The organism is Conexibacter sp. S30A1, assembly GCF_023330665.1.
Taxonomy (GTDB): domain Bacteria; phylum Actinomycetota; class Thermoleophilia; order Solirubrobacterales; family Solirubrobacteraceae; genus Palsa-465.
The window spans coordinates 2,628,001-2,647,538 of record NZ_CP097127.1; the positions used below are offsets into that span (position 1 = coordinate 2,628,001).

At 66.0% G+C, this 19,538-nt stretch carries 18 protein-coding genes and 1 pseudogene; 11 read left to right on the top strand and 8 right to left on the bottom strand.

Annotated features, from left to right (window positions below; all coding sequences use genetic code 11):
• Positions 1 to 111 precede the first annotated feature (111 nt).
• From M3M54_RS12670 to M3M54_RS12705, 8 genes are all read left to right on the top strand, one after another.
• Complete coding sequence (locus M3M54_RS12670; protein WP_249019412.1) at positions 112 to 378, top strand: helix-turn-helix domain-containing protein; 267 nt, start codon at positions 112 to 114, stop codon at positions 376 to 378.
• A gap of 352 nt (positions 379 to 730) precedes the next feature.
• A complete protein-coding gene (locus M3M54_RS12675; RefSeq protein WP_371878586.1) occupies positions 731 to 1,126 on the top strand; it encodes a helix-turn-helix domain-containing protein in 396 nt (131 codons plus the stop codon).
• A gap of 51 nt (positions 1,127 to 1,177) precedes the next feature.
• Entirely contained in the window at positions 1,178 to 2,551 is a 1,374-nt protein-coding gene (locus M3M54_RS12680; RefSeq protein WP_249019414.1) for a DDE-type integrase/transposase/recombinase, read from the top strand.
• A gap of 3 nt (positions 2,552 to 2,554) precedes the next feature.
• A complete protein-coding gene (locus M3M54_RS12685) occupies positions 2,555 to 3,370 on the top strand; it encodes an ExeA family protein (RefSeq protein ID WP_249019415.1) in 816 nt (271 codons plus the stop codon).
• A complete protein-coding gene (locus M3M54_RS12690; RefSeq protein ID WP_249019416.1) occupies positions 3,367 to 4,638 on the top strand; it encodes a YfjI family protein in 1,272 nt (423 codons plus the stop codon). The genes M3M54_RS12685 and M3M54_RS12690 overlap by 4 nt, the downstream gene beginning before the upstream one ends.
• Positions 4,639 to 5,131: 493 nt before the next feature.
• Positions 5,132 to 6,499, top strand: coding sequence for a DDE-type integrase/transposase/recombinase (locus M3M54_RS12695; protein WP_249019417.1), 1,368 nt, complete (start codon positions 5,132 to 5,134; stop codon positions 6,497 to 6,499).
• Positions 6,500 to 6,537: 38 nt separating this feature from the next.
• Positions 6,538 to 7,311, top strand: a complete 774-nt coding sequence (locus tag M3M54_RS12700) for an ExeA family protein (protein WP_371878671.1) — start codon at positions 6,538 to 6,540, stop codon at positions 7,309 to 7,311.
• A complete protein-coding gene (locus M3M54_RS12705; RefSeq protein WP_249019419.1) occupies positions 7,308 to 7,961 on the top strand; it encodes a hypothetical protein in 654 nt (217 codons plus the stop codon). The genes M3M54_RS12700 and M3M54_RS12705 overlap by 4 nt, the downstream gene beginning before the upstream one ends.
• A 40-nt stretch (positions 7,962 to 8,001) precedes the next feature.
• Here the strand turns inward: M3M54_RS12705 and M3M54_RS12710 are convergent, their stop codons facing one another.
• Both M3M54_RS12710 and M3M54_RS12715 read right to left on the bottom strand, forming a co-directional pair.
• Complete coding sequence (locus tag M3M54_RS12710; RefSeq protein WP_249019420.1) at positions 8,002 to 9,018, bottom strand: tyrosine-type recombinase/integrase; 1,017 nt, start codon at positions 9,016 to 9,018, stop codon at positions 8,002 to 8,004.
• Positions 9,015 to 9,944, bottom strand: a complete 930-nt coding sequence (locus M3M54_RS12715) for a tyrosine-type recombinase/integrase (RefSeq protein ID WP_249019421.1) — start codon at positions 9,942 to 9,944, stop codon at positions 9,015 to 9,017. The genes M3M54_RS12710 and M3M54_RS12715 overlap by 4 nt, the downstream gene beginning before the upstream one ends.
• Before the next feature lie 479 nt (positions 9,945 to 10,423).
• On the opposite strand from M3M54_RS12715, the gene ltrA reads away from it, so the two are divergent.
• Positions 10,424 to 11,920 (top strand): group II intron reverse transcriptase/maturase, encoded by a 1,497-nt coding sequence (gene ltrA / locus M3M54_RS12720; RefSeq protein WP_371878587.1) that lies wholly within the window; start codon positions 10,424 to 10,426, stop codon positions 11,918 to 11,920.
• A gap of 549 nt (positions 11,921 to 12,469) precedes the next feature.
• Here the strand turns inward: ltrA and M3M54_RS12725 are convergent.
• The 4 genes from M3M54_RS12725 to istA all read right to left on the bottom strand — a co-directional run bounded on the left by M3M54_RS12725 (position 12,470) and on the right by istA (position 16,283).
• The gene (locus M3M54_RS12725) at positions 12,470 to 13,465 is read right to left on the bottom strand and encodes an IS30 family transposase (RefSeq protein ID WP_249019422.1); all 996 of its coding nucleotides are present in this window, start codon (positions 13,463 to 13,465) and stop codon (positions 12,470 to 12,472) included.
• A gap of 399 nt (positions 13,466 to 13,864) precedes the next feature.
• Complete coding sequence (gene istB / locus M3M54_RS12730) at positions 13,865 to 14,650, bottom strand: IS21-like element helper ATPase IstB (RefSeq protein WP_249019423.1); 786 nt, start codon at positions 14,648 to 14,650, stop codon at positions 13,865 to 13,867.
• Positions 14,647 to 14,892, bottom strand: coding sequence for a hypothetical protein (locus M3M54_RS12735; RefSeq protein WP_249019424.1), 246 nt, complete (start codon positions 14,890 to 14,892; stop codon positions 14,647 to 14,649). Before M3M54_RS12735 ends, istB begins: the two co-directional genes overlap by 4 nt.
• Positions 14,889 to 16,283 (bottom strand): IS21 family transposase, encoded by a 1,395-nt coding sequence (gene istA / locus M3M54_RS12740; RefSeq protein WP_256465780.1) that lies wholly within the window; start codon positions 16,281 to 16,283, stop codon positions 14,889 to 14,891. The genes M3M54_RS12735 and istA overlap by 4 nt, the downstream gene beginning before the upstream one ends.
• On the opposite strand from istA, the gene M3M54_RS12745 reads away from it, so the two are divergent.
• Together M3M54_RS12745 and M3M54_RS12750 are read left to right on the top strand one after the other, a co-directional pair.
• Positions 16,234 to 16,611, top strand: a complete 378-nt coding sequence (locus M3M54_RS12745) for a hypothetical protein (RefSeq protein WP_249019328.1) — start codon at positions 16,234 to 16,236, stop codon at positions 16,609 to 16,611. The genes istA and M3M54_RS12745 overlap by 50 nt on opposite strands.
• Positions 16,608 to 17,642: an integrase core domain-containing protein gene (locus tag M3M54_RS12750; protein ID WP_249019327.1), complete on the top strand. Its 1,035-nt coding sequence runs from the start codon at positions 16,608 to 16,610 to the stop codon at positions 17,640 to 17,642. Before M3M54_RS12745 ends, M3M54_RS12750 begins: the two co-directional genes overlap by 4 nt.
• A 206-nt stretch (positions 17,643 to 17,848) precedes the next feature.
• Here M3M54_RS12750 and M3M54_RS17015 read toward each other — a convergent pair.
• Positions 17,849 to 18,097: pseudogene (locus tag M3M54_RS17015) on the bottom strand (IS21 family transposase); the annotation flags it as partial.
• Between the two features lie 60 nt (positions 18,098 to 18,157).
• Complete coding sequence (locus M3M54_RS12755; RefSeq protein ID WP_249019426.1) at positions 18,158 to 19,396, bottom strand: tyrosine-type recombinase/integrase; 1,239 nt, start codon at positions 19,394 to 19,396, stop codon at positions 18,158 to 18,160.
• Positions 19,397 to 19,538 lie beyond the last annotated feature (142 nt).

A 19,538-nucleotide genomic window follows, 5' to 3' on the forward strand; every position in this document is an offset into this window, starting at 1 on the left:
GGGGTGTTGGGGCCGTGGGGGCATGGTCGTGACCGGGTGTTGCGGTGCTTGTCCGGGGATCGTCGGCTGGTGCCGCGCAGGGCGAGGTGCCGGTCGTGTTTGGGCACGCACATGTTGTTGCCCGATATCGGTCTTTTGCGGCGTCGTGACGGGGTTGCGGTGATCGGCGCGGCGCTCGAAGCTCATGTCGCTGGTCAGGGGTATCGCCGGATCGCTGAGCGGTTCGGGGTGCCTGCCGACACTGTTCGTGGCTGGCTGGGCAGGTTCGCTGCGCGCGCTGAGCTTCTGAGGGCGCATTTCACGCGATGTGGGGTGCTGTTGGATCCGGGGCTCGGGCCGGTGCTGCCGGCTCACAGCGTGGTCGCGGATGAGTGTTGAGCGCCGTTTGAATCCGGCACGCGCGGTGTGGGTGGCGCCGTTCATCGGCGGCATGTTTGCTGCGATGGTGGCAGGCTTGGCGCGTTTGTGAACGCGCGAGAGCCCTCCCGTCAGCTTGGCGGTTGCCGGGAGGGCTCTCTTGGATGCCGGAGGTGGCACCCCGATGTTGATCGTATGTGCAGAGCCTGCCGTGGTCGAGGCTGAGTTGTTGGCTGGCGGGTTGTTGTGTCCGTTATGCCGGGCGGTGTTGGGGCCGTGGGGTCATGGCCGGGAGCGGGTGTTGCGCTGTCGGGGTGCTGACCGGCGGCTGGTGCCCAGGCGGGCCAGGTGCCGGGGGTGTCTGGGGACCCATGTGCTGTTGCCTGATATCGGGTTGTTGCGTCGTCGGGACGAGGTGGCTGTGATCGGCGCGGCGGTTGAGGCGAGCGTTGCTGGGCAGGGGTATCGCCGGATCGCTGGGTGGTTGGGGTTGCCGGCGGACACGGTCCGGGGCTGGTTGAGCCGGTTCGCTGCGCGGGCGGATGTGATTCGGGAGCATTTCACGCGGTGCGCGATCGTGCTGGACCCGGAGCTCGGGCCGATCATGCCGGCTGGGAGCGTGGTCGCGGACGCGTTGGAAGCGATCGCAGTCACGGCCAGGGCGTGGGTTTTGAGGTTCGGTCCGGTGGATCCGTGGCCGGTTGTGTCCAGGTTGTCTGGCGGGGTGCTGTTGGCAACACGAGCTCCCGCCTTCCCGTGGGCGGCGTGAGCTGAGACGCTCCTGCGCTTCGGATGAACGAGAGCGCGGGAGAGCAACGAGGTGAATGAGGATCGTCGCCGGGAGATCGGCCTGTTTCGTTACACCCTGATTCGTGACGCCGCCGATGAGGGGTTGTCGAAAGCTGAGCGTGGCCGGCTCGTTCGGTCACTGGCTGGGCGTGAGCATGTCGGGCCTGATGGGCAGCTCGTCAGGGTCGCGCGCGGCACTCTGGATGAGTGGATTCGTGCTTATCGCCGCGGCGGGTTCGAGGCTTTGCTTCCCCGGCGGCGGGTCGTCCCGGTCAGGACACCGGCCGAGACATTGGAGCTGGCGTTCGCTTTGAAACGTGAGCGGCCGGAGCGAACCGCCGCGCAGGTCAGGCAGATCATGCTCGCCAGCGTCAAGGACGGTGAGGACGTGCCGGGGTTGCGGACATTGCAGACGCATCTGGCTCGTGCCGGGTTGAACGTCAGGGGTGATGGTCACACTGCAGGGAAGGTTTATGGCCGGTTCGAAGCCGCTGCCCGGAATGAGCTGTGGACTGGGGACGGGTTACATGGCCCCAGGCTCGCCGGCACCGCCGCGCGGGCGGTGCTCGTCGCGTTTATCGACGATCACTCTCGCCTGCTGACCGGGTGGCGGTGGGGGACCGGTGAGGATGTGTTCCGCCTCGAGGCCGCGCTCCGTGCCGGGTTGATGAGCCGTGGGGTGCCCGGCCAGATTTTGGTTGACCGCGGCTCGGCGTTCGTGTCCTCACAGCTATTTCGTGCGTGTGCGGTGCTTGGTGTGAGGCTGATTCACGCAAGCCCGAGGGCGGCGACAACGAAAGGGAAAATCGAACGCTTCTTCCGGACCGTGCGCGACCAGTTCCTGGTGGAGATCGATGATGGCATCGAGCTGGCGGAGCTGAACCGTCGGTTCTCCGCGTGGGTGGAGGTCGTTTATCACCGCCGGGTGCACTCAGAGACCAAGCAAGCCCCGCTGGCCCGGTTTGATGCGGCGGGCGCACCCCAGTTGCCGACCCCGGCGCTGTTGCGCGAAGCGTTTCTGTGGAGTCAGGAACGGACGGTCACGAAGACCGCGACCGTGTCGCTTTACGCCAACCAATACGAGGTCAACGCCGCGCTCGCCGGCTGCAAGGTCGAGTTGGTGTTCGACCCGTTCGATCTCACGATGATCGAGGTTCGCTACCAGCATCGCCCGATGGGGACCGCCACACCTTTGGTGATCGGCCGCCGCACCCACCCACAAGCCCAGCGGGAGCTGCCGCCACCACCGGCCGGCACAGGGATCGACTACCTGAAGCTGCTGGCTGAGCAGCGCGACGCTGAGCTGGGTGGTCAGCGGATCGACTACGCCAGCCTCACAAACAACGGCGACGGCGACGGCGACGGCGAGAAGGATCGTGACATCAACCAAAAGCAGGAGGGATGAGCAGTGAGTATTGACAGGTTGCGCGCCCATTACGGGTTCACACGCATGCCGTTCGGGAAGGATCTGGCACCGGGAATGTTGCATGCCCATGGCTCGCATGCTGAGGCGGTCGCCCGGATGGCGTGGTGCATCAGTGAGCAGGCGATCGGTGTGATCAGCGGGGAGTGCGGCGCCGGCAAAACTGTTGCTGCCCGCGCCGCTGTGGCGAGCCTTGATGCCTCAAGGCACACGGTGCTTTATCTCGGAACCCCCGGCGTCGGGTTGCGCGGTATCTACGGGCTGATCATCAACACCCTGGGCGCCACCCCTAGGTTCCATCACGCCGCTCTGATCCCCCAAGCCCAAGAGATGCTCGCCGCCGAGAGCGCGGAGCGTGGCAAGCATGTCGTGATCATCATTGATGAAGCCCATTTGCTTGACGCGGAGAGCCTGGAGGGGATCCGGTGTTTGTCAAACATGGGGATGGACCAGACCGCCCCGTTCTGTTTGCTTTTGCTCGGCCAACCCACACTTCGGCGTCGGCTGCGCAACGGCACGTTCACCGCGCTGGACCAGAGGATCGCGGTGCGTTACACGATCAACGGCCTCGACCTGAAAGAGACCCGAAGCTATGTGCAGCATCATTTGGCGCTCGCGGGCCGCTCGGACACCCTGTTCTCCGATGATGCGATCAGCCTGATCCACACCACGTCCCGTGGTCTGCCGAGGTTGATCAACAACCTCGCTGTCGCGGCGCTGGTTGCCGCGTTCGCGGCAAACAAGGCGATCGTGGATGAGAGCTCGGCACGGGTCGCCGTCACAGAGGTCTCAGCCGAATGACCGCCACCCTGTCGCTGCTTGACCCGCCACCGGAGGATCAGCCTACAAACAGCGGGCTGCTGCCAGCACCGCCAGGCTGGCCGCAAGCACCAGCACCCGCCGTCTACCACGAGCTGCTCGGCGAGATCGTGGGCCGCGTCGCCCCGCACACCGAGGCTGACCCGGTCGCGATCCTCACCCAGCTGCTGGTCGGGTTCGGTACCGCCATCGGTCGTGGCGCGTGGTTCCAAGTCGAAGCGACCCGCCATCACACCAACGAGTTCATGCTGCTGGTCGGTGACAGCGCGAAGGCGAGAAAGGGGTCATCTTGGGATCATGTCCGTCGGCTTCTGGTCAGTGTCGACACGTCGATCGACTCACGGATTCTCACCGGCCTATCCAGTGGCGAGGGGTTGATCTGGGCGGTCCGTGACCCAGCCGGCCAGGATCCCGGTCACCCTGATCAGCGGCTGCTGGTGATCGAACCAGAATTCGCGTCAGTATTGAAGGCCGCAAGCCGTGAGATCTCGACACTCTCACCAACTCTGCGCTCAGCGTGGGATGGACGGCCACTGGCGATCCTGACCCGCACCGCGCCGGCGCGCGCCAGCACCGCGCACATCACGCTAATCGGTCACATCACCCAACACGAGTTGCGCCGCCACATAACCCAGGCAGAGCTCTCCAACGGGTATCTGAACCGGATCCTGATCGTCTGCTGCCGCCGCCAGCGCCTGCTCCCAGAAGGCGGCGAACCTGACCCCCTCGCCGGCACCGGCCTTGATCGCCTGCTCGCCACGGCGCTACGCCAAGCACGCACAGCCGGCCAGATCAAGCTTGATCCCGACGCCCGGGAGATGTGGCATCACGCCTACCGCACACTCGCCCAGCCACAGGCCGGGATTATCGGCCAGATCACCGCCCGCGCCGAAGCGCACGTCATCCGCCTCGCGCTTCTCTACGCCCTCGCTGACGGCAAAACCCAGATCGGCAGCCCGCACCTGAGCGCCGCACTCGCGCTCCAGGACTACGCCACCCGGTCCGCAGCATGGGCGCTCACCGGTGCGACCGGTCAGCCACTCGCCGAACAGATCCACACCATCCTCACAAACCATCCCGGCGGACTGACCCGCAGCCAAATCAGCCAGACCCTCAACCACAACCAGCCCGCCGGGCAGATCGACCACGCCCTCCAAGCCCTGCACGCCGCCCACCGCGTCCACAGCACCCAGATCCCGACCGGCGGACGACCCGCCCAGCTCTGGGCCGCCAGCAGCAGCGGGACATAACCGGCCGGCTGCCTACCGCCACGCGCGAGTGGGTCGAATCGCTCGCCGAGCACCCGGCCGCGCCACCAGACCGGTCACTCAGAAACCTGAGCACCTCATGGCGAGCGATCAAAAGCGAAAGCGAAGCGGTCACAAACGCGCGACAAGCAACCGCAAGCCCACGACCCTGACCGCCCTTCATTGCGAGCCGATCAGCCGTCAGCCCGGGACCCCACCCCGGACTTACTTCTTCTTTCGTACCCCACCCCCCGATGCCGCCGAACAAAAGCATCACCGTCCCGAAAATCAACGGCGCTCAACAATGCGTTGGAAGTGATCGCGGTAGCTGGACGGGCGTGGGTGCTCAGGTTCGGGCCGGCGGATCCGTGGGCGGTCGCGTCGCGGTTGTCTGGCGGGGTGCTGTTGGCAACGCGAGTTCCCGCCTTCCCGTGGACGAGTTGAGCTGAGATCGTTTCCGCGCTTGTGATGAGTCAGAGCGCGGGGAGAACAAGACGTGGATGAGAATGCTCGTCGGGAGATCGGCCTGTTCCGTTATGCGCTGATTCGTGACCCGGCCGATCTGGGGTTGTCGAAGGCTGAGCGCGGGCGGTTGGTGCGGGCGCTGGCTGAGCGAGATCATCTTGGTCCGGACGGCCGGCTGGTCAGGGTCAGTGCCACGACGCTGCGGCGGTGGATCTGCGCGTACCGTCACGGCGGGTTCGAAGCTCTCCTTCCCCGGCATCGGGTCGTGGCGGTGCGCACGCCGGCTGAGATGCTGCAGCTCGCGTTCGCGCTCAAGCGTGAACGGCCGGGACGGACCGCTGCTCAGGTCAGGGAGATCATGCTCGCCAACAGCGGTGACGGTGAGGTGGTGTTGGGGTTACGGACGTTGCAGACCCACTTGGCGAGGGAGGGGTTGAACGTTCGTGGTGACGGACGGTCTGCGGGCAAGGTTTATGGCCGCTTCGAAGCTTCCGTGCGTAACGAGCTGTGGACCGGGGATGGGTTACATGGCCCGAAGCTGGCTGGTCCCACAGCCCGGCGGGCGGTGTTGCTCGCGTTCATCGATGATCACTCCCGGTTGCTGGTCGGGTGGCGTTGGGGGACCGGTGAGGACGTGTTCGGATTGGAAGCCGGGCTACGGCCGGGGCTGATGGCGCGTGGCGTTCCGGACCAGATCCTTGTTGACCGCGGCTCGGCGTTCGTGTCCCAGCAGCTGCTGCGCGCGTGCGCGGTACTGGGCGTGAAGCTGATTCACGCCAGTCCCCGGGCAGCAGCCACGAAAGGCAAGATCGAGCGCTTTTTCAGAACGGTCCGTGACCAGTTTCTGGTCGAGATTGATGATGGTGTCGAGCTTGTGGAGCTCAACCGGTTGTTCTCAGCGTGGTTGGAGGTTGTCTATCACCGCCGTGTTCATTCTGAGACCGGGCAGACGCCGCTTGAGCGTTTCGACGCGGCTGGCGCGCCCGCGCTGCCGACCCCGGCGCTGTTGCGTGAAGCGTTTCTCTGGAGCCAGGAACGAACGGTGACTAAGACCGCGACGGTGTCGCTTTACTCAAACCAATACGAGGTCGACGCCGCGCTGGTCGGCTGCAAGGTTGAGCTGATCTTCGACCCGTTCGATCTGACCCGGATCGAGGTTCGTTACCAGCACCGGCCGTTCGGGACCGCGGTGGCGCTTGTGATCGGTCGCCGCACCCACCCCCAAGCTGAAACACAGCTGCCTGCGCCACCGCTGCCGACCGGGATCGACTACCTCAAGCTGCTCGCCGAGAAGCGCGACAGCGAGCTCGCGGGCCGGCGGATCGATTACGCCAGCCTCACCCAGCCCGGCGACGGCGAGGATCGTGACATCAACCAGCAAGACGAGGAGGGGCAGTGAGTATCGACAGGTTGCGCGCCCACTATGGGTTCACCCGTATGCCGTTTTCCAAAGACCTCGCGCCGGGGATGCTGCACTCGCATTCAGCGCATGCCGAAGCGGTCGCTCGGATGTCGTGGTGCATTGCTGAGCAGGCGATCGGCGTGATCAGCGGCGAGTGCGGTGCAGGCAAGACCGTCGCTGCCCGTGCGGCGGTCGCCAGCCTGGACGCCTCCAGGCACACGGTCCTCTATCTCGGCACCCCCGGGGTTGGGTTGCGCGGTGTTTACACCACGATCATCACCGGCCTTGGTGGCGTTCCCCGGTTCCATCACGCCGCACTGATCCCCCAAGCCCAAGAACTGCTGGCGGCGGAGACCGAGGAGCGTGGCAAACGGGTGCTGGTCATCATCGACGAGGCCCACCTTCTCGACGCGGAGAGCCTCGAAGGCGTTCGGTGCCTGTCGAACATGGGGATGGACCAGGCCGCCCCGTTCTGTCTTCTGCTGCTCGGCCAACCCACGTTGCGTCGCCGCCTGCGGCAGGCAACGTTCACCGCGTTGGATCAGCGGATCGCGGTCCGCTACGCAATCAACGGTCTGGACCAGGCTGAGACGACCAGCTATGTGAAACATCATCTCGCGCTCGCGGGCCGCTCAGACAACCTGTTCTCCGATGACGCTATTGACCTGATCCACGCCACCAGCCGTGGACTACCGAGGTTGATCAACAACCTTGCAGTCGCGTCGCTGGTCGCTGCGTTCGCGTCAAACAAAGCCGTCGTGGACGAGGCGACCGCCAGGGTCGCGGTCGCTGAGGTCTCAGCAGAATGACCAGACCAGATGGCGTGCTGTCACTGCTTGAGCAGCCAGACGATGAACGCCAGAGCAGCAGCCGGCCGCTGCTGCCGATCCCTGAGGGCTGGCCCGTACCACCGGACATAGCGGCCTATCACGGGCTGATCGGCGAGATCGTCAACAGGATCGCCCCGCACACAGAAGCAGACCCGGTAGCGATCCTCGCCCAGCTGCTCGTCGCCTTCGGCGCCGCCGCTGGCCGTGGCGCATGGTTCCAGGTTGAAGCGACAAGACATCATGCGAACGAGTTCCTTGTCCTGATCGGTGACTCAGCTCGCGCTCGCAAAGGCAGCTCATGGGATCACGTTCGAGCGTTGATCACCAACGCCGACACTCAGATCAGCAGCCGGATCCTGACCGGCCTGAGCTCCGGGGAGGGGTTGATCCACGCGGTCCGTGACCCTGTCGGCCAGGACCCTGGCGTCAGTGACCGACGGCTCCTAGTGATCGAACCGGAGTTCGTCAGTGTCCTAAAGAACGTAAGCCGTGAGATCTCCACGCTGTCACCAACACTGCGTTCAGCTTGGGATGGACGGCCACTGGCGATCCTGACCCGGACCGCGCCTGCCCGTGCGACCGATGCGCACATCTCAGTGTTATGCGGGGCGGCTTTTTATGCCGGGTAGACGCCCGGCGGCCCCCGATCCAGCCCGGAGGCTCGTGGGCTCATGTTGTGTCCTCCCCGGCATAATCGTCGAGGGACTCGAGGTAGGTGAGGAGCTGGTCGCTGGGTTTGTACCGTCCGGGGGTGGTGTGTGGCGGTGCGGTTCTGGCGAGCGCTTGTTCCTTGAGTTTGAGGCTGGCGTGCAGATAGGCCTGGGTGGACTGGATCGACTCGTGCCCGAGCCAGAGGGCGATGACTGTGATGTCGTTCTCGGCGTCGAGCAACTGCATGGCTGTCGTGTGACGTAGTACGTGGGGTGTTATGTTCTTGTGGGCGAGTGTCGGGCATCCGCTTGCCGCGGTGGTCACGTGCTTGGCGAGCAGGTCTTCGACCGCGTCGCGGCTGAGCCGCCCGCCTCGCCGGGTTGGGAACAGCGGATCCTCGGGCTGGCCTGAGCGTTCTTTGAGCCACACGCGCAGCACGCTGGCGGTTTGCTTGGTCAGTGGTGAGATGCGATCCTTGCGTCCCTTGCCTTGGCAGTGCAGGCAGGCGCCTTGCCCGAGCTGCAGATCCGCGCATGTCAGGCCGGTGAGCTCTGAGACGCGCAGCCCGGTGGTGATCATCACCAACAGCAGCGCGTGGTCTCGGCGCCCGAGCCAGCCGTCGCGGTCCGGGGCGCGCAGCAGCGCGTCGATCTCCGCCCGGTTCAGGTAGCTGATGACCGGGCGGGTCGTTCGTTTCGGCGGGATCGCGAGGACCCTGGCGATCAGCTCGGCGTGCTCGGGATGACGCAATGCGGCGAAGCGGTAGAGCGACCGGATCGCCGCCAGACGCGTGTTGCGGGTCCGTGGCGTGTTGCCGCGCTGCTGTTCGAGGTGGTTGAGGAAGGAGGTGATCAGCGACACGTCGAGATCTTCGAGCTGCAGGCTCGAGGGCTCTTTGCCGGTGTGTTGATGCGCGAATGTGAGCAGCAGCCGCAGCGTGTCGCGGTAGCTGAGAACGGTGTGCGCGCTCGCGTGACGCTGGGCGAGCAGCCTCTCGGAGAAGAAGCTCTGAAGGATCGGGGCCAGGGCGCTCATCCGAGTTCTCCCAATGCGTGCTCCAGCCGCTCCTCCGCGAGCCACAAAAGCTCGGGGGTGGCGTGCAGATACCACCAGCTGGACTCCGGTCCGGCATGCCCGAGATACCCGGACAACAGAGGCATCTGGGCGCCAACGTCGGCATGGCGGCGGTAGAAGTCCTCGAGCGTCGCGATCGCCCAGGAGTGCCGGAGATCGTGCATGTGGGCGTGCTTGCTGCCAAGGCGCGGCTGGAGCCCGGCCTGGCTGGCCAGCCGCACGAACACGCGTCGTGCGCTTGAGTAGATCATGCGGGCGCCGCCTGTCGCGAGAAAGAACGCGTCGGGGTCGCTGGGCGCGGGGCACAGCCTCTCGCGCGTGGCCCGGTAGCGCTCGAGCGCCTGAACGGTTGAGGCCGTGAGCGGCAGCGCACGCGATTTCCCGAACTTGCTGTTACGCACGGCCAGCACGCCACGGTCGAGCTCAACGTCGTCACGGTCGAGGCGCAGCGCCTCACCGACCCGCATGCCGGTCACGGCCAGAAGCCCGAACAGCGTGCTGTAGCCCGCCGCCCGCAGCGGCCCATCCAACGAGCCTGCCGCTTTGACCAGCACCGCGATCTGCTCGCTCGAGTAGCGCTGCGGCACCGAACAGCGCGGCCGATACGCCAACAGATCACTGGCCGGGATCTCGTGGGCAGGATCGAGCGTGTGCAGATACCGCGCGAACCCGCGCACGATCGACAGCCTGGCCCGGTGGCGGTAGAGCTGCACGCCCGTCGGCTGGGTCGCCCAGGCGAGCGCCAGCTCGGTGCTCAGCACGCTCACGCCGGCACGGTCCATGTAGGCGATCAGGTCGGCCAGCATGTTGGCGTGGTCGTGCAGCTTGAACCCGAGCGCGCGCCGAACCTGCAGGTAGCGCTCACACGCCTCGCCCAGGGTACTCATGCGAGGCCTCCTGGCCACTCGCGAGCCAGCCCACGCAGCTCTTCGGCCGCGACTCGGTGTGGCCACTTGCAGTGGCCCCGGGGTAGACGCGGCGAGTTCCAGCCAACGTCGGAAAGCGCCGGACAACCGGCATGAGAGAAGGGAATGAGAGAGTCCTACATCGAAGATTTAGCGAACCGCGGTGGCCCTGCCCATGCGTTGGCGTTCCGTGAGGGCGCAGCGAAGCGTTGGTGTCGGGGTGCGTGCAGGCCGGCTATTGAGCCCCGAAATGCTGAACAGTCTGGGTGCCGACACGGTCGACGTCGGTGGAAGGCAATACTTGCGGCGGCGTTATCGCGAGTCGTCGTGAGGCCCGGCGGGGTCGGAGAACCTGTGCATGTGCGTGATCTCTCCATGCTGAGAACCGGGAGGGCTTGCGGTTATCCGCCTGTCGTGATGGCGGGGCGGGTCGCGCGGGGAACGCCGGTGGCGGTAATCCCGTGACGCACGACCGTGAGCAGTCGGACGGCCTGATAGTACCTGTGAAGCTGTCGAACAACGCCCGAGACGGGGCGGCGGAGGCGGTGGAGGGAAGCGGGCCGGTCAAGGGGAACGCGGCAGGCAAAACGCGTCCCGGACACTGTGCCGGGCATGACGCGCCAAGTGCGCTTGACCGTGTGCGACGGATCGCAAGGCAGGACAAGGACGTGCGGTTCACCGCGCTACTGCACCATGTTGACGTCGATCGCCTGCGGGCGGCGTACTTTGCGCTTCGGCCAAAGGCCGCACCGGGGGTGGATGGCGTCACGTGGGACGACTACGGGCAGGATCTGGAGGGCAGCCTCACGGATCTCCACGCTCGTGTTCACAGGGGCGCCTATCGAGCGAGACCGTCTCGGCGGGTGTTCATTCCGAAGCCGGATGGGCGGCTTAGGCCGCTCGGCGTCGCTGCGCTTGAGGACAAGATCCTTCAGCGGGCGGTGGTCGAGGTGCTGAACGCTGTCTATGAGCAGGACTTTCTCGGTTTCTCTTACGGCTTCCGTCCGGGGCGCTCACCGCATGACGCGCTGGACGCACTGGCATACGGGATCAACCGTCGGAGGGTGAACTGGGTGCTCGACGCTGATTTCAGCGACTACTTTTCCAGGCTCGACCATCAGTGGCTGGTCAAGTTCTTAGAGCACCGGATCGCGGATGAAAGGGTCTTGCGGCTGATCCAGAAATGGCTGGCCGCGGGGGTCATCGAGGCCGGGTCGTGGACAGCATTGCCGGACGGCGTTCCCCAGGGGGCCTCGGCCTCTCCGTTGTTGGCGAACGTTTACGCGCACTACGTCCTTGACCTGTGGGCTGACCAATGGAGACGTCGGCACGCGCACGGTCATGTTGTGATCGTGCGCTTCGCCGATGACTTCGTGGTGGGTTTTGAGCACCGGCAGGACGCGGAACGGTTCTGGGTTGAGCTTCGCGAGAGACTCGCGAAGTTCGGGCTGGAGCTTAACGCCGAGAAGACCAGGCTGATCGAGTTCGGGCGGTTTGCCGCCCGTGATCGTGCAGCCCGAGGGCTCGGCAAGCCTGAGACGTTCCAGTTTCTCGGTTTCACGCACATGTGCGGGAAGGCGAGGAAGACGGGACAGTTCAAGCTCTTGCGGACCACCGACTCGAAACGGATGCGCGTCAAGCTGCACGCTCTCAAGCGGGAGATGGCGTGGCGTATGCACCAGCCCATTCCGGCGCAGGGCCAGTGGCTTGCCACGGTCCTTCAAGGGCACTACAACTACTACGCGGTGCCCAACAACAGCGAGGCGCTCCACGTCTTCCGCGAACAGATCATCCGGTACTGGCGACACTCGCTGCGGCGACGTAGTCAGCGCAACCGGATCGACTGGACGCGAATGAACGTCTTGGCTGACCGATGGCTACCAGCCCCGCGTATCTTGCATCCTTGGCCTGAACAGCGATTCGCCGCCAGAACCCAAGACAGGAGCCCAGTGCGGTAGTCCCGCACGCTGGGATCTGCGCGGGGGGCGGTCAGCAACGGCCGTCCCCACCGCAACCAACAGTTGACAGATCAACCCTACCGGTTGGGGTGGCGGAGCGCTACAGACCGGGGTGCCGTAGCGGGGTGGGAGCGGGAGCCCCGGAGGGGCGATGGCTCTCACCCCGCTACGGGCGCGGCTGCCGGGCGGGGGCACGGGGTGTCCTGCAGACCCCGCCGGACGGGCGCTTGCTGCTGTGCACGGCCGTTGGTCGTGCGTGGGCATAGCGGGCGCCAGCGTGTAAGCGCGCGCTGGTGCGCTGATGCCCGGTCAGGCGTGTGGCGGGATGTTGCTGGCCGTGGCCGTCGCGGGCTCTGACCCCGCTGCGGGCGTGGCCGGCACCCGGGGGCATGGCATACCGGCAGCGTGGCCCACGGCGACGATCTGGGGACGTTGTTTGCCAGCACGCACGATGCTGCGCATGTCACGCCGCGGCCGCGCTGGCGGTGATCGCGGCTGGCGAACACGCCGTCAACACGCTATGGGCGGGTGAGGCGCTGCGCTCGATGTCTATGCGGCGAGCTGCTCAAGCTCCATGTCCAACAGCTGCGCTGGGGTGCGCCACCCCAGCGTTCTGCGTGGCCGGCCGTTTATCTCCGCAGCGACACGCTCAAGCTCATCCGGGCCGTGCTGGGAGAGGTCGCTGCCTTTCGGGAAGTAGTCCCGCAGAACACCGTTCATGTTCTCGTTAGACGCCCGCTGCCACGGGCTGTGAGCCTCGCAGAAGAACACGCTTGTGCCGGTGCTGGCAGTGACCTGCTCGTGGCCTGCCATCTCGGTTCCTTGATCCCAGGTCAGCGACCGGCGCAGCGCCGGCGGCAGCACGGCGAGCTTGTGCTCAAGCGCTGCGTTCAGCGCCTGGGCGCCTTGCTCGCCGTCCAGGTGCAGCAACACCACAAACCGGGTTTTGCGCTCAACCAGCGTCCCGATCGCACTGCGGTTGTACGCACCCTTGATCAGATCGCCCTCCCAATGCCCGGCAATGCTGCGGTCCAGCGCCTCCTGCGGGCGCTGGTCGATCATCCGCATGCTCTCAGGCCTTTGACGACGCTGATCAGGGCGCAAGCGCCGCTTACGCCGCCGCCTGCGGCACGGGCGCGTGATATCCACCAACGGGTCATAGATCGCCTGATACACCGACTCTGTGCACAACTGCCGAGCGCGCTCACCCGGAAACCTCGTGTGCAGCTCGTGGGAGACCTGCTCTGGGCTGAAACGCCTGCCAAGCAGCCCCGTTACGGCTTCGTGCAGCACCGTGTCGGTAGCGACCCGACGCTGCCGCACACGAGCAAGCCGCCCGCCGGCGAGACGCTGCGCGCCGTGCGGGCGATACGAACCATCATCGGCACCGTTACGCGACAGCTCCCGGCTGACCGTCGAGGCGCAGCGCCCGATCCGGCGGGCGATCTCACGCACACCCAGCCCCTCGCCACGCAGATCCGCGATCCTCACCCGCTCCTCCTCGCTCAAATACCGGTCGCTACGCGGCTTTCGCTCAATGATCATCACCGGCGGATAGTGGCGAGAGCGCCCGACAGCAGACCGGACCGTCCGCCCATAACGCCACCTCACACCGGTCTTACGATCAACACCAACCTGCCGGCACGCCTCGCTGTTGCTCACACCCTGCGCGATCAACGAAGCCCATCGTGCCCGCTTCTCAGCCTGCGGCGCCGTTCCCGGTGACCGTCTCTCTCCTGACATCGCAACCCCCGAACCGTGGTGGTGTTGCGACGATCACTCGAATCCGCCCGCTTGAAGTGGCTCCACCTCGCGTCGTTGGTTGTTGTTGTGGATGTTGCCTGATTGGGTGGTCGGATGCTGCCGCGACCATCGTCACGGAGCCGTCGCCCGCAGGGCGGCGGTGGAGTGGCGATGGTCGCGGGCGCGCTTGTCGGGGTGGGGTCAGGCTCCTTTCGTGCGGTGTTGCAGGCCGTGACGGAACCGCCAGGATTCGCTGCCGGTGTCGATGATGTGCGCTCGGTGGGTGATGCGGTCAACGACGGCTTTTGCCATCCGTGGGTCGGGGAACACTTTGGTCCATTCGCCGAACGGCAGGTTGGTGGTCACGATCAACGAGCCGCGTTCGTTGCGTTCTGAGATGACCTGGAAGACGAGCTCCGCGGCACCGTCGGGCAACGCCAGGTAGCCCAGTTCATCGAGGACCACCACCTCGGTCCTTGAGTAGCGGCCGACGACACGGCCGAGTTCTTTGCGGGACTCGGCTTCTTGGAGCTCGTTCGCCAGGCCCGCGAGGGTGGTGAACCGGACACGTCGGCCTTGTTGGCAGGCACAGATCGCCAGCGCGATCGCGAGGTGTGTTTTGCCGGTGCCCGAGTCGCCGACCAGTACGATCGAGTCGCGATCAGCTATCCAGGCGCCGTCCGCGAGCGCGGCGATCGTGGCTTGCGGGATTTTCTGGTTGTCCTGGAAGCGGAACTCTTCGAGGCGTTTGAGCATCGGGAACTTCGCTTCGAGGATCCGGCGGCGCTCGCGACGCTCGCCGCGCTGGTGCATCTCGGCTTCCAGCAGCGCCGCCAAGTACGCGACGGGGGTTTGCTGCTCACGGACAGCCTCCTGGGCCATCTGCCGAAACCGTGCTTTGACGGTCGGGAGTTTCAGCTCGGTGGCGTGCGCGGCGATCAACGCTTCCAGTGCCGCGGTCTGCGCACTGGTTCTGGGGGTGCTCATCGTCCGGCCTCCCAGCTGTTGGTGCGCTGCTCGGCATGCTCGGCGCAGACCAGCAGACTGAACGCGAGATCGCGCGCCTGCTGCGGGGTGAGCGCGCTTGAGGCCGGGGAGTCCTCCAGCGTGTCGTCGAACATCACCACGCTGACCAGCTGCCGGTATCGCCACTCTTCGAACTCGTCGGGGATGCGGTCGAACTCGTCGGTGTTGATGAACGCCTCGATCTGACAGTACGGGGCGCTCATCGTCCTTGCTCCCCGACGCCGCGCAGCTGGTCATAGCCGGAAAGGTCGGTGGGTGGTGGGGACCCGATCCCGGACAGGCGCTCGTCGATCTGCACTGCCGCTGGTTGCGGGCGGGTGCCACGGTCAAGCAGCAGCCTCACCGCCCGGCCGTCAAACGCGCCAGCAGCCAGCGCGCCAGCAACAGCACGCTTGACCTTTTCAGGATCATGCTCGCGCAGCAGGATCAGCACCTCAACCATCTGCCGTGCCGCTTCCTGAGCGCCGCAGCGCTCCTGAATCCCGGTCCACAACCGGTCAAAACACTCTGGCCAGTCACCACGGTCGCGCTGCTGACGCAACGCCAAAGATCGCGCCAACGCACCCGGCTTGCGTGCCAACAGGTCAAGATAATGGTCTAGCTGCGCGCTGATCTGATGGGTGCCGTGCAGCCGCTCATGGACCGCGACCTGCTTGCCGTCATGCCAGAAGCTGATTTCACTGGCCCCGATCCGCGCACGGACCTTCAGCCCCGCCAGCCGCGCCGGGACCGAGTAACGGTTGGTGCGAACCGTCGCTAACGCCTTCGCATCAACCCTGGGCGTGGCTTCCTCCCAGGTTGGGAACGGCTCTGCCGGCAGCGTGCCCAACAACAGCCGCTCCCGATCACGTCGCTGACCGACAGTCTCTGACTGCCCGGTGATCGTGCGATCCAGATCCTTCAAGCAACACTGATCGAGCAGCTCGTTGAGCTGCTCGATCGAGTCCACGCTCGGGACCGGCACCAGATGCCGGCGGCGAAAGCGCCCGATCTCCTGCTCCACACCACCCTTCTCATGCGCGCCCTTGATCCCGGGCAGGCAGAAGGAGCTCTCAAACCGGTAATGCGAACGCAACGCGACGAACCGGTCAGACTCGACCCTGCGCCGGCCCTTCAACACCCGGGTGACCGCGCTCTTCAAATTGTCATAGCGGATCACGTCAAACACCCCGCCATGCCATTCCAGCGCACGGACGTGCCCCTCCAAGAACGCCTGCTGCGTCTCATCCAAAAACGCCATCACGAACCCCGCACCGGAAAAGCACGCCCGCATCTCGAACAGATGCACCACCGTCTCCACACCCCGCAGAATGACCGTCGCCTGCCCCCAATCGACCTCACCCTCAACACCCGCATCAGCGACCAGCGGCACGAACACCTCGCCAACCTGCCCCAGCTCACGGCGCTTCTCGCGCACATAGCGGCTGACCTGCCGCTCAGACACCACCGCACCATGCTCGGCAACCAGCCGCTGCCACACCCGTGGTTTGCGTCTGGCTTCGCGATAGAGGTAGGGTCGTTTTTCAACCTTAAGCTGGGTAGCTTTGGGGGCCTTGATCCAGGAGGTCCAGATGATGGAGAACGGCAAGCGCAAAGCTCGCCGGCAGCTGTCGCCGGAGGAGAAGTGGGAGCTGTTTTTGGAGGTCGCCTCGAAGGAGATCTCGCAGGCGGACGCGGCCCGGAAGTATGGGGTGGATGTGTCGGTGATCATCCGGCTCAGGGCGTTGGCGAAGGATGCGGCGTTGGTGGCGTTCGCCTCCGCGAAGCCGGGGCGGGTCTCATCGCCCGAGCAGCTGGAGCTGGAGGCGTTGCGGTCCGAGAACGCGCAGCTGACCGAGACGATCAAGGAGCAGGCGATCGAGCTTTCGTTGCACAGGGGAAAGCAGCGCTCGGGCTTACTGGCCCGGTCCCCGCGCGGGTGAGTGCGGGGGTCAAGCTCGAGCTTCTGGGCCTGATCGATGATGCTGTCGGGCGGGGGTGGTCGCACGCGCGGGCGTGCCGGGTGCTGCAGGTAGAGGATGTGCGCGTGCACCGCTGGCGGGCGCGCCTCAGAGAGACCGGGAGCTTGGAGGACCAGGCTCCGGGTGGCGGGGCGGTGCACAGCCTGCTTGAGTGGGAGGAGCAGGCGATCCTCTGCCTGATCGAGACGTGGGGGCCGGTGGACCGTTCGCATCGCAAGCTCGCACACCGCGGCAGCTATACCGGGACGGTGTTCGTGAGCCCGTCCACGGTGTTGCGTGTGGCGCTCAAACACCAGGTCACGCTCCCTGGGGAGCCGGTTCGCGCACGCCCGCAAACACCCGTGTTTCCCGTGATTAGCTGGGAGAAGAACCGGATCTGGATTTGGGATGCAACCCACTTTGCGCGTGCCAAGCGGGTTGCTTACGCGATCGTTGATGTCGTGACCCGCTACTGGATCGGATACCTGCTCACCTCAGAGCAAACCTCAACCCAGGTGCAGCTGCTGTTCGCCCAGGCGCTCGAGGACCAGGGGCTGCTCGGCCCCGACGGACGACCGCTTGCCAGCGTTGATCAGCCGCCGCCTGCTGTTATCGACGAGCCTGACGAGCTGCCGGTGCTGGTCGCGTGGTCTGATAACGGGACCGAGATGACCGCGATCGACACCCGCCAGTTCATGGCGATCATGTTGATCACCCAGCATCACGGCCGGCCCGGCACACCCACAGACCAGGCGCACATCGAGAGCTTCTTCAGCCACGTCAAAGGCGAATGGCCGCTGCTTTTAGCGATCAGCGACCCCGCCGTGCTCGACCAGACACTCGCGCGTGTGCGCACCGAATACAACACCGTGCGCCTGCACGCCGCGATCGGCTACGTCACCCCCGATGATGAGCACTCAGGCCGCGGACCCGCCATCCGCCGCGCCCGCGCCGCAGGGCTTCGGCAGGCTCGGGCCGACCGGATCCGTCAGAATCGAGCAGACAAGAAATGACACGCCCAGACCACACCACAAGCGCGCACGCCCTCCCGGGGAAGAGGCGCGCTTTTGAGGGGGTCGCCCGCCGGCTGGACGCCGGCGGAACCACAGCAAGGACGCTGCCCCGGACCCCGGTCCGGACACCAACCAGCCAGCCCTCACCACCAGCTCAGCGTTGGGTTAGAAAATGCGACCGCTCTATCAAAGAGTCAGACACACCGCACCCGCCTGGCGGTATGCCGCTGCTTACGCGGCGCTGACCTATCCGCTTCCAACCAGCCATCGATGATCGCCCGATACGGCCCGAGCTTCGGCGCCGGCCTGCTCTCCGGCACCCGCTTCGCGGGCGGGATCGCCGAATCCAACGCCTGCCTGACCGCCCGGCGATGCACCCCATGACGCCTGGCCAGCTCACGGACCGACAACCCCTCCCGCGCGTGATCACGCCTGATCTGCTCAAACTGCTGCACTCTGCTCACTGCTCCTTCCGACCTCTCCGATCGCGCTTGACAAAGCACGAATCGAACGAGTCAGCTCGGACGGAGGTGGGGCCAGTTCAAGCGTCCACAGTGGGCCCAGTTCAGACGTCCACACCCAGCGACGTTCACATAGACCGTGGTGGTCGCGTGGTTGCGGTGGCGCAGCACCTGGGCGATCTCGCCAAGCGGCGCGCCGCCACGGCGCATCGCGGTGGCCGCCGTGTGTCTGAGCCTGTGCGCACCGACCGGAGCCAGCCCTGCGCGGCGGCACGCTCGCCGAACGATCTCGCCAACCCCGGTCCGTGAGATCGGCCCGTAGGGCGCTCGCGCGTGCAAAAACAGGAACCGCTCGCCAGCGCGGCGGGGACGCCCGCGACGACAGTAGTCGGCCAGCGCCCGCCCGACATCCACCGGCAGCGGCAACCGTTCCCGGCGCCCGCCTTTGCCGGACACGAGAATCTCACCGGCCCGCCAGTCGATATCCCCCAGGCGCAGCGCCGCGACCTCGCTGGCGCGCAGGCCCAAACGGACCATCAACACCAGCATCGCGTGATCGCGACGGCCCGTCGCCCGCCGCCGGTCACAGCCGGCCAACAGCCGCGCTACCTCCTTGCGGTCGAGCACCCGCCCGGCCGAGGCCTGACGCCAGCCCGGGCCATAGGGCAGCGTCGCCGCCAACTGCGGCGCGACTATGCCGTTGATCGCCAGAAAACGCAACAGTGCACGCAGCCCCGTCACGACGCCACACAGCGACCGTGCACCAAGCCGCGTCGACTCAGCCAGCACAAACGCGTCAAGCTCACCCGCCGATAACTCGGCAAGCGCCAGCCCGTCGGCGTGTGGTTCCGTGCCACGGAAGGCGAGAAAGCGTCCCGCGATCTCCGTGTACTTCTCGACCGTGCGGACCGCCAGGCCACGCTCACCCGCAAGAAACCTCGCGAGCTCCGCGACCAATGCGTCGATCGCCTCCGGCACGGTCTCCGTCGCCTCCGCCTCCGGCAGCGCCCCGATCCTGTGCAGATAGCCCAGCAACGGCCGCAACGCTCGCGGCGTGAGGTGATGAGCGTAACCCGCGGCCGCCCGGTCGCGAAGGAAACACCCAACCCGCTCTTCCGTCAAACCGCCGACGTCCAACCCGCGCTCACCAAGCCAGCGGCTCAGATGCGCAAGCAGATGCAGCAAGTCAGCCGCCGTGTGCGGCGAATAACCATGCCCGGCCAGCTCCCTACCAAACCCCAGTGCGTGCGGCGCCAGCGGCCCGACCACCCGCGCCCGCGACAACTCCGACATGAAGACTCCCTTCACTCGATACAGAACGAGCGGAAGCCTCCACCACCCAGCATGATTATGCCGGGTCCACCGTTCCCCTCAAGCCCGGTCAGCAGCCAGACCAAGGGCCGCCGGGCGTCTACCCGGCATAAAAAGCCGCCCC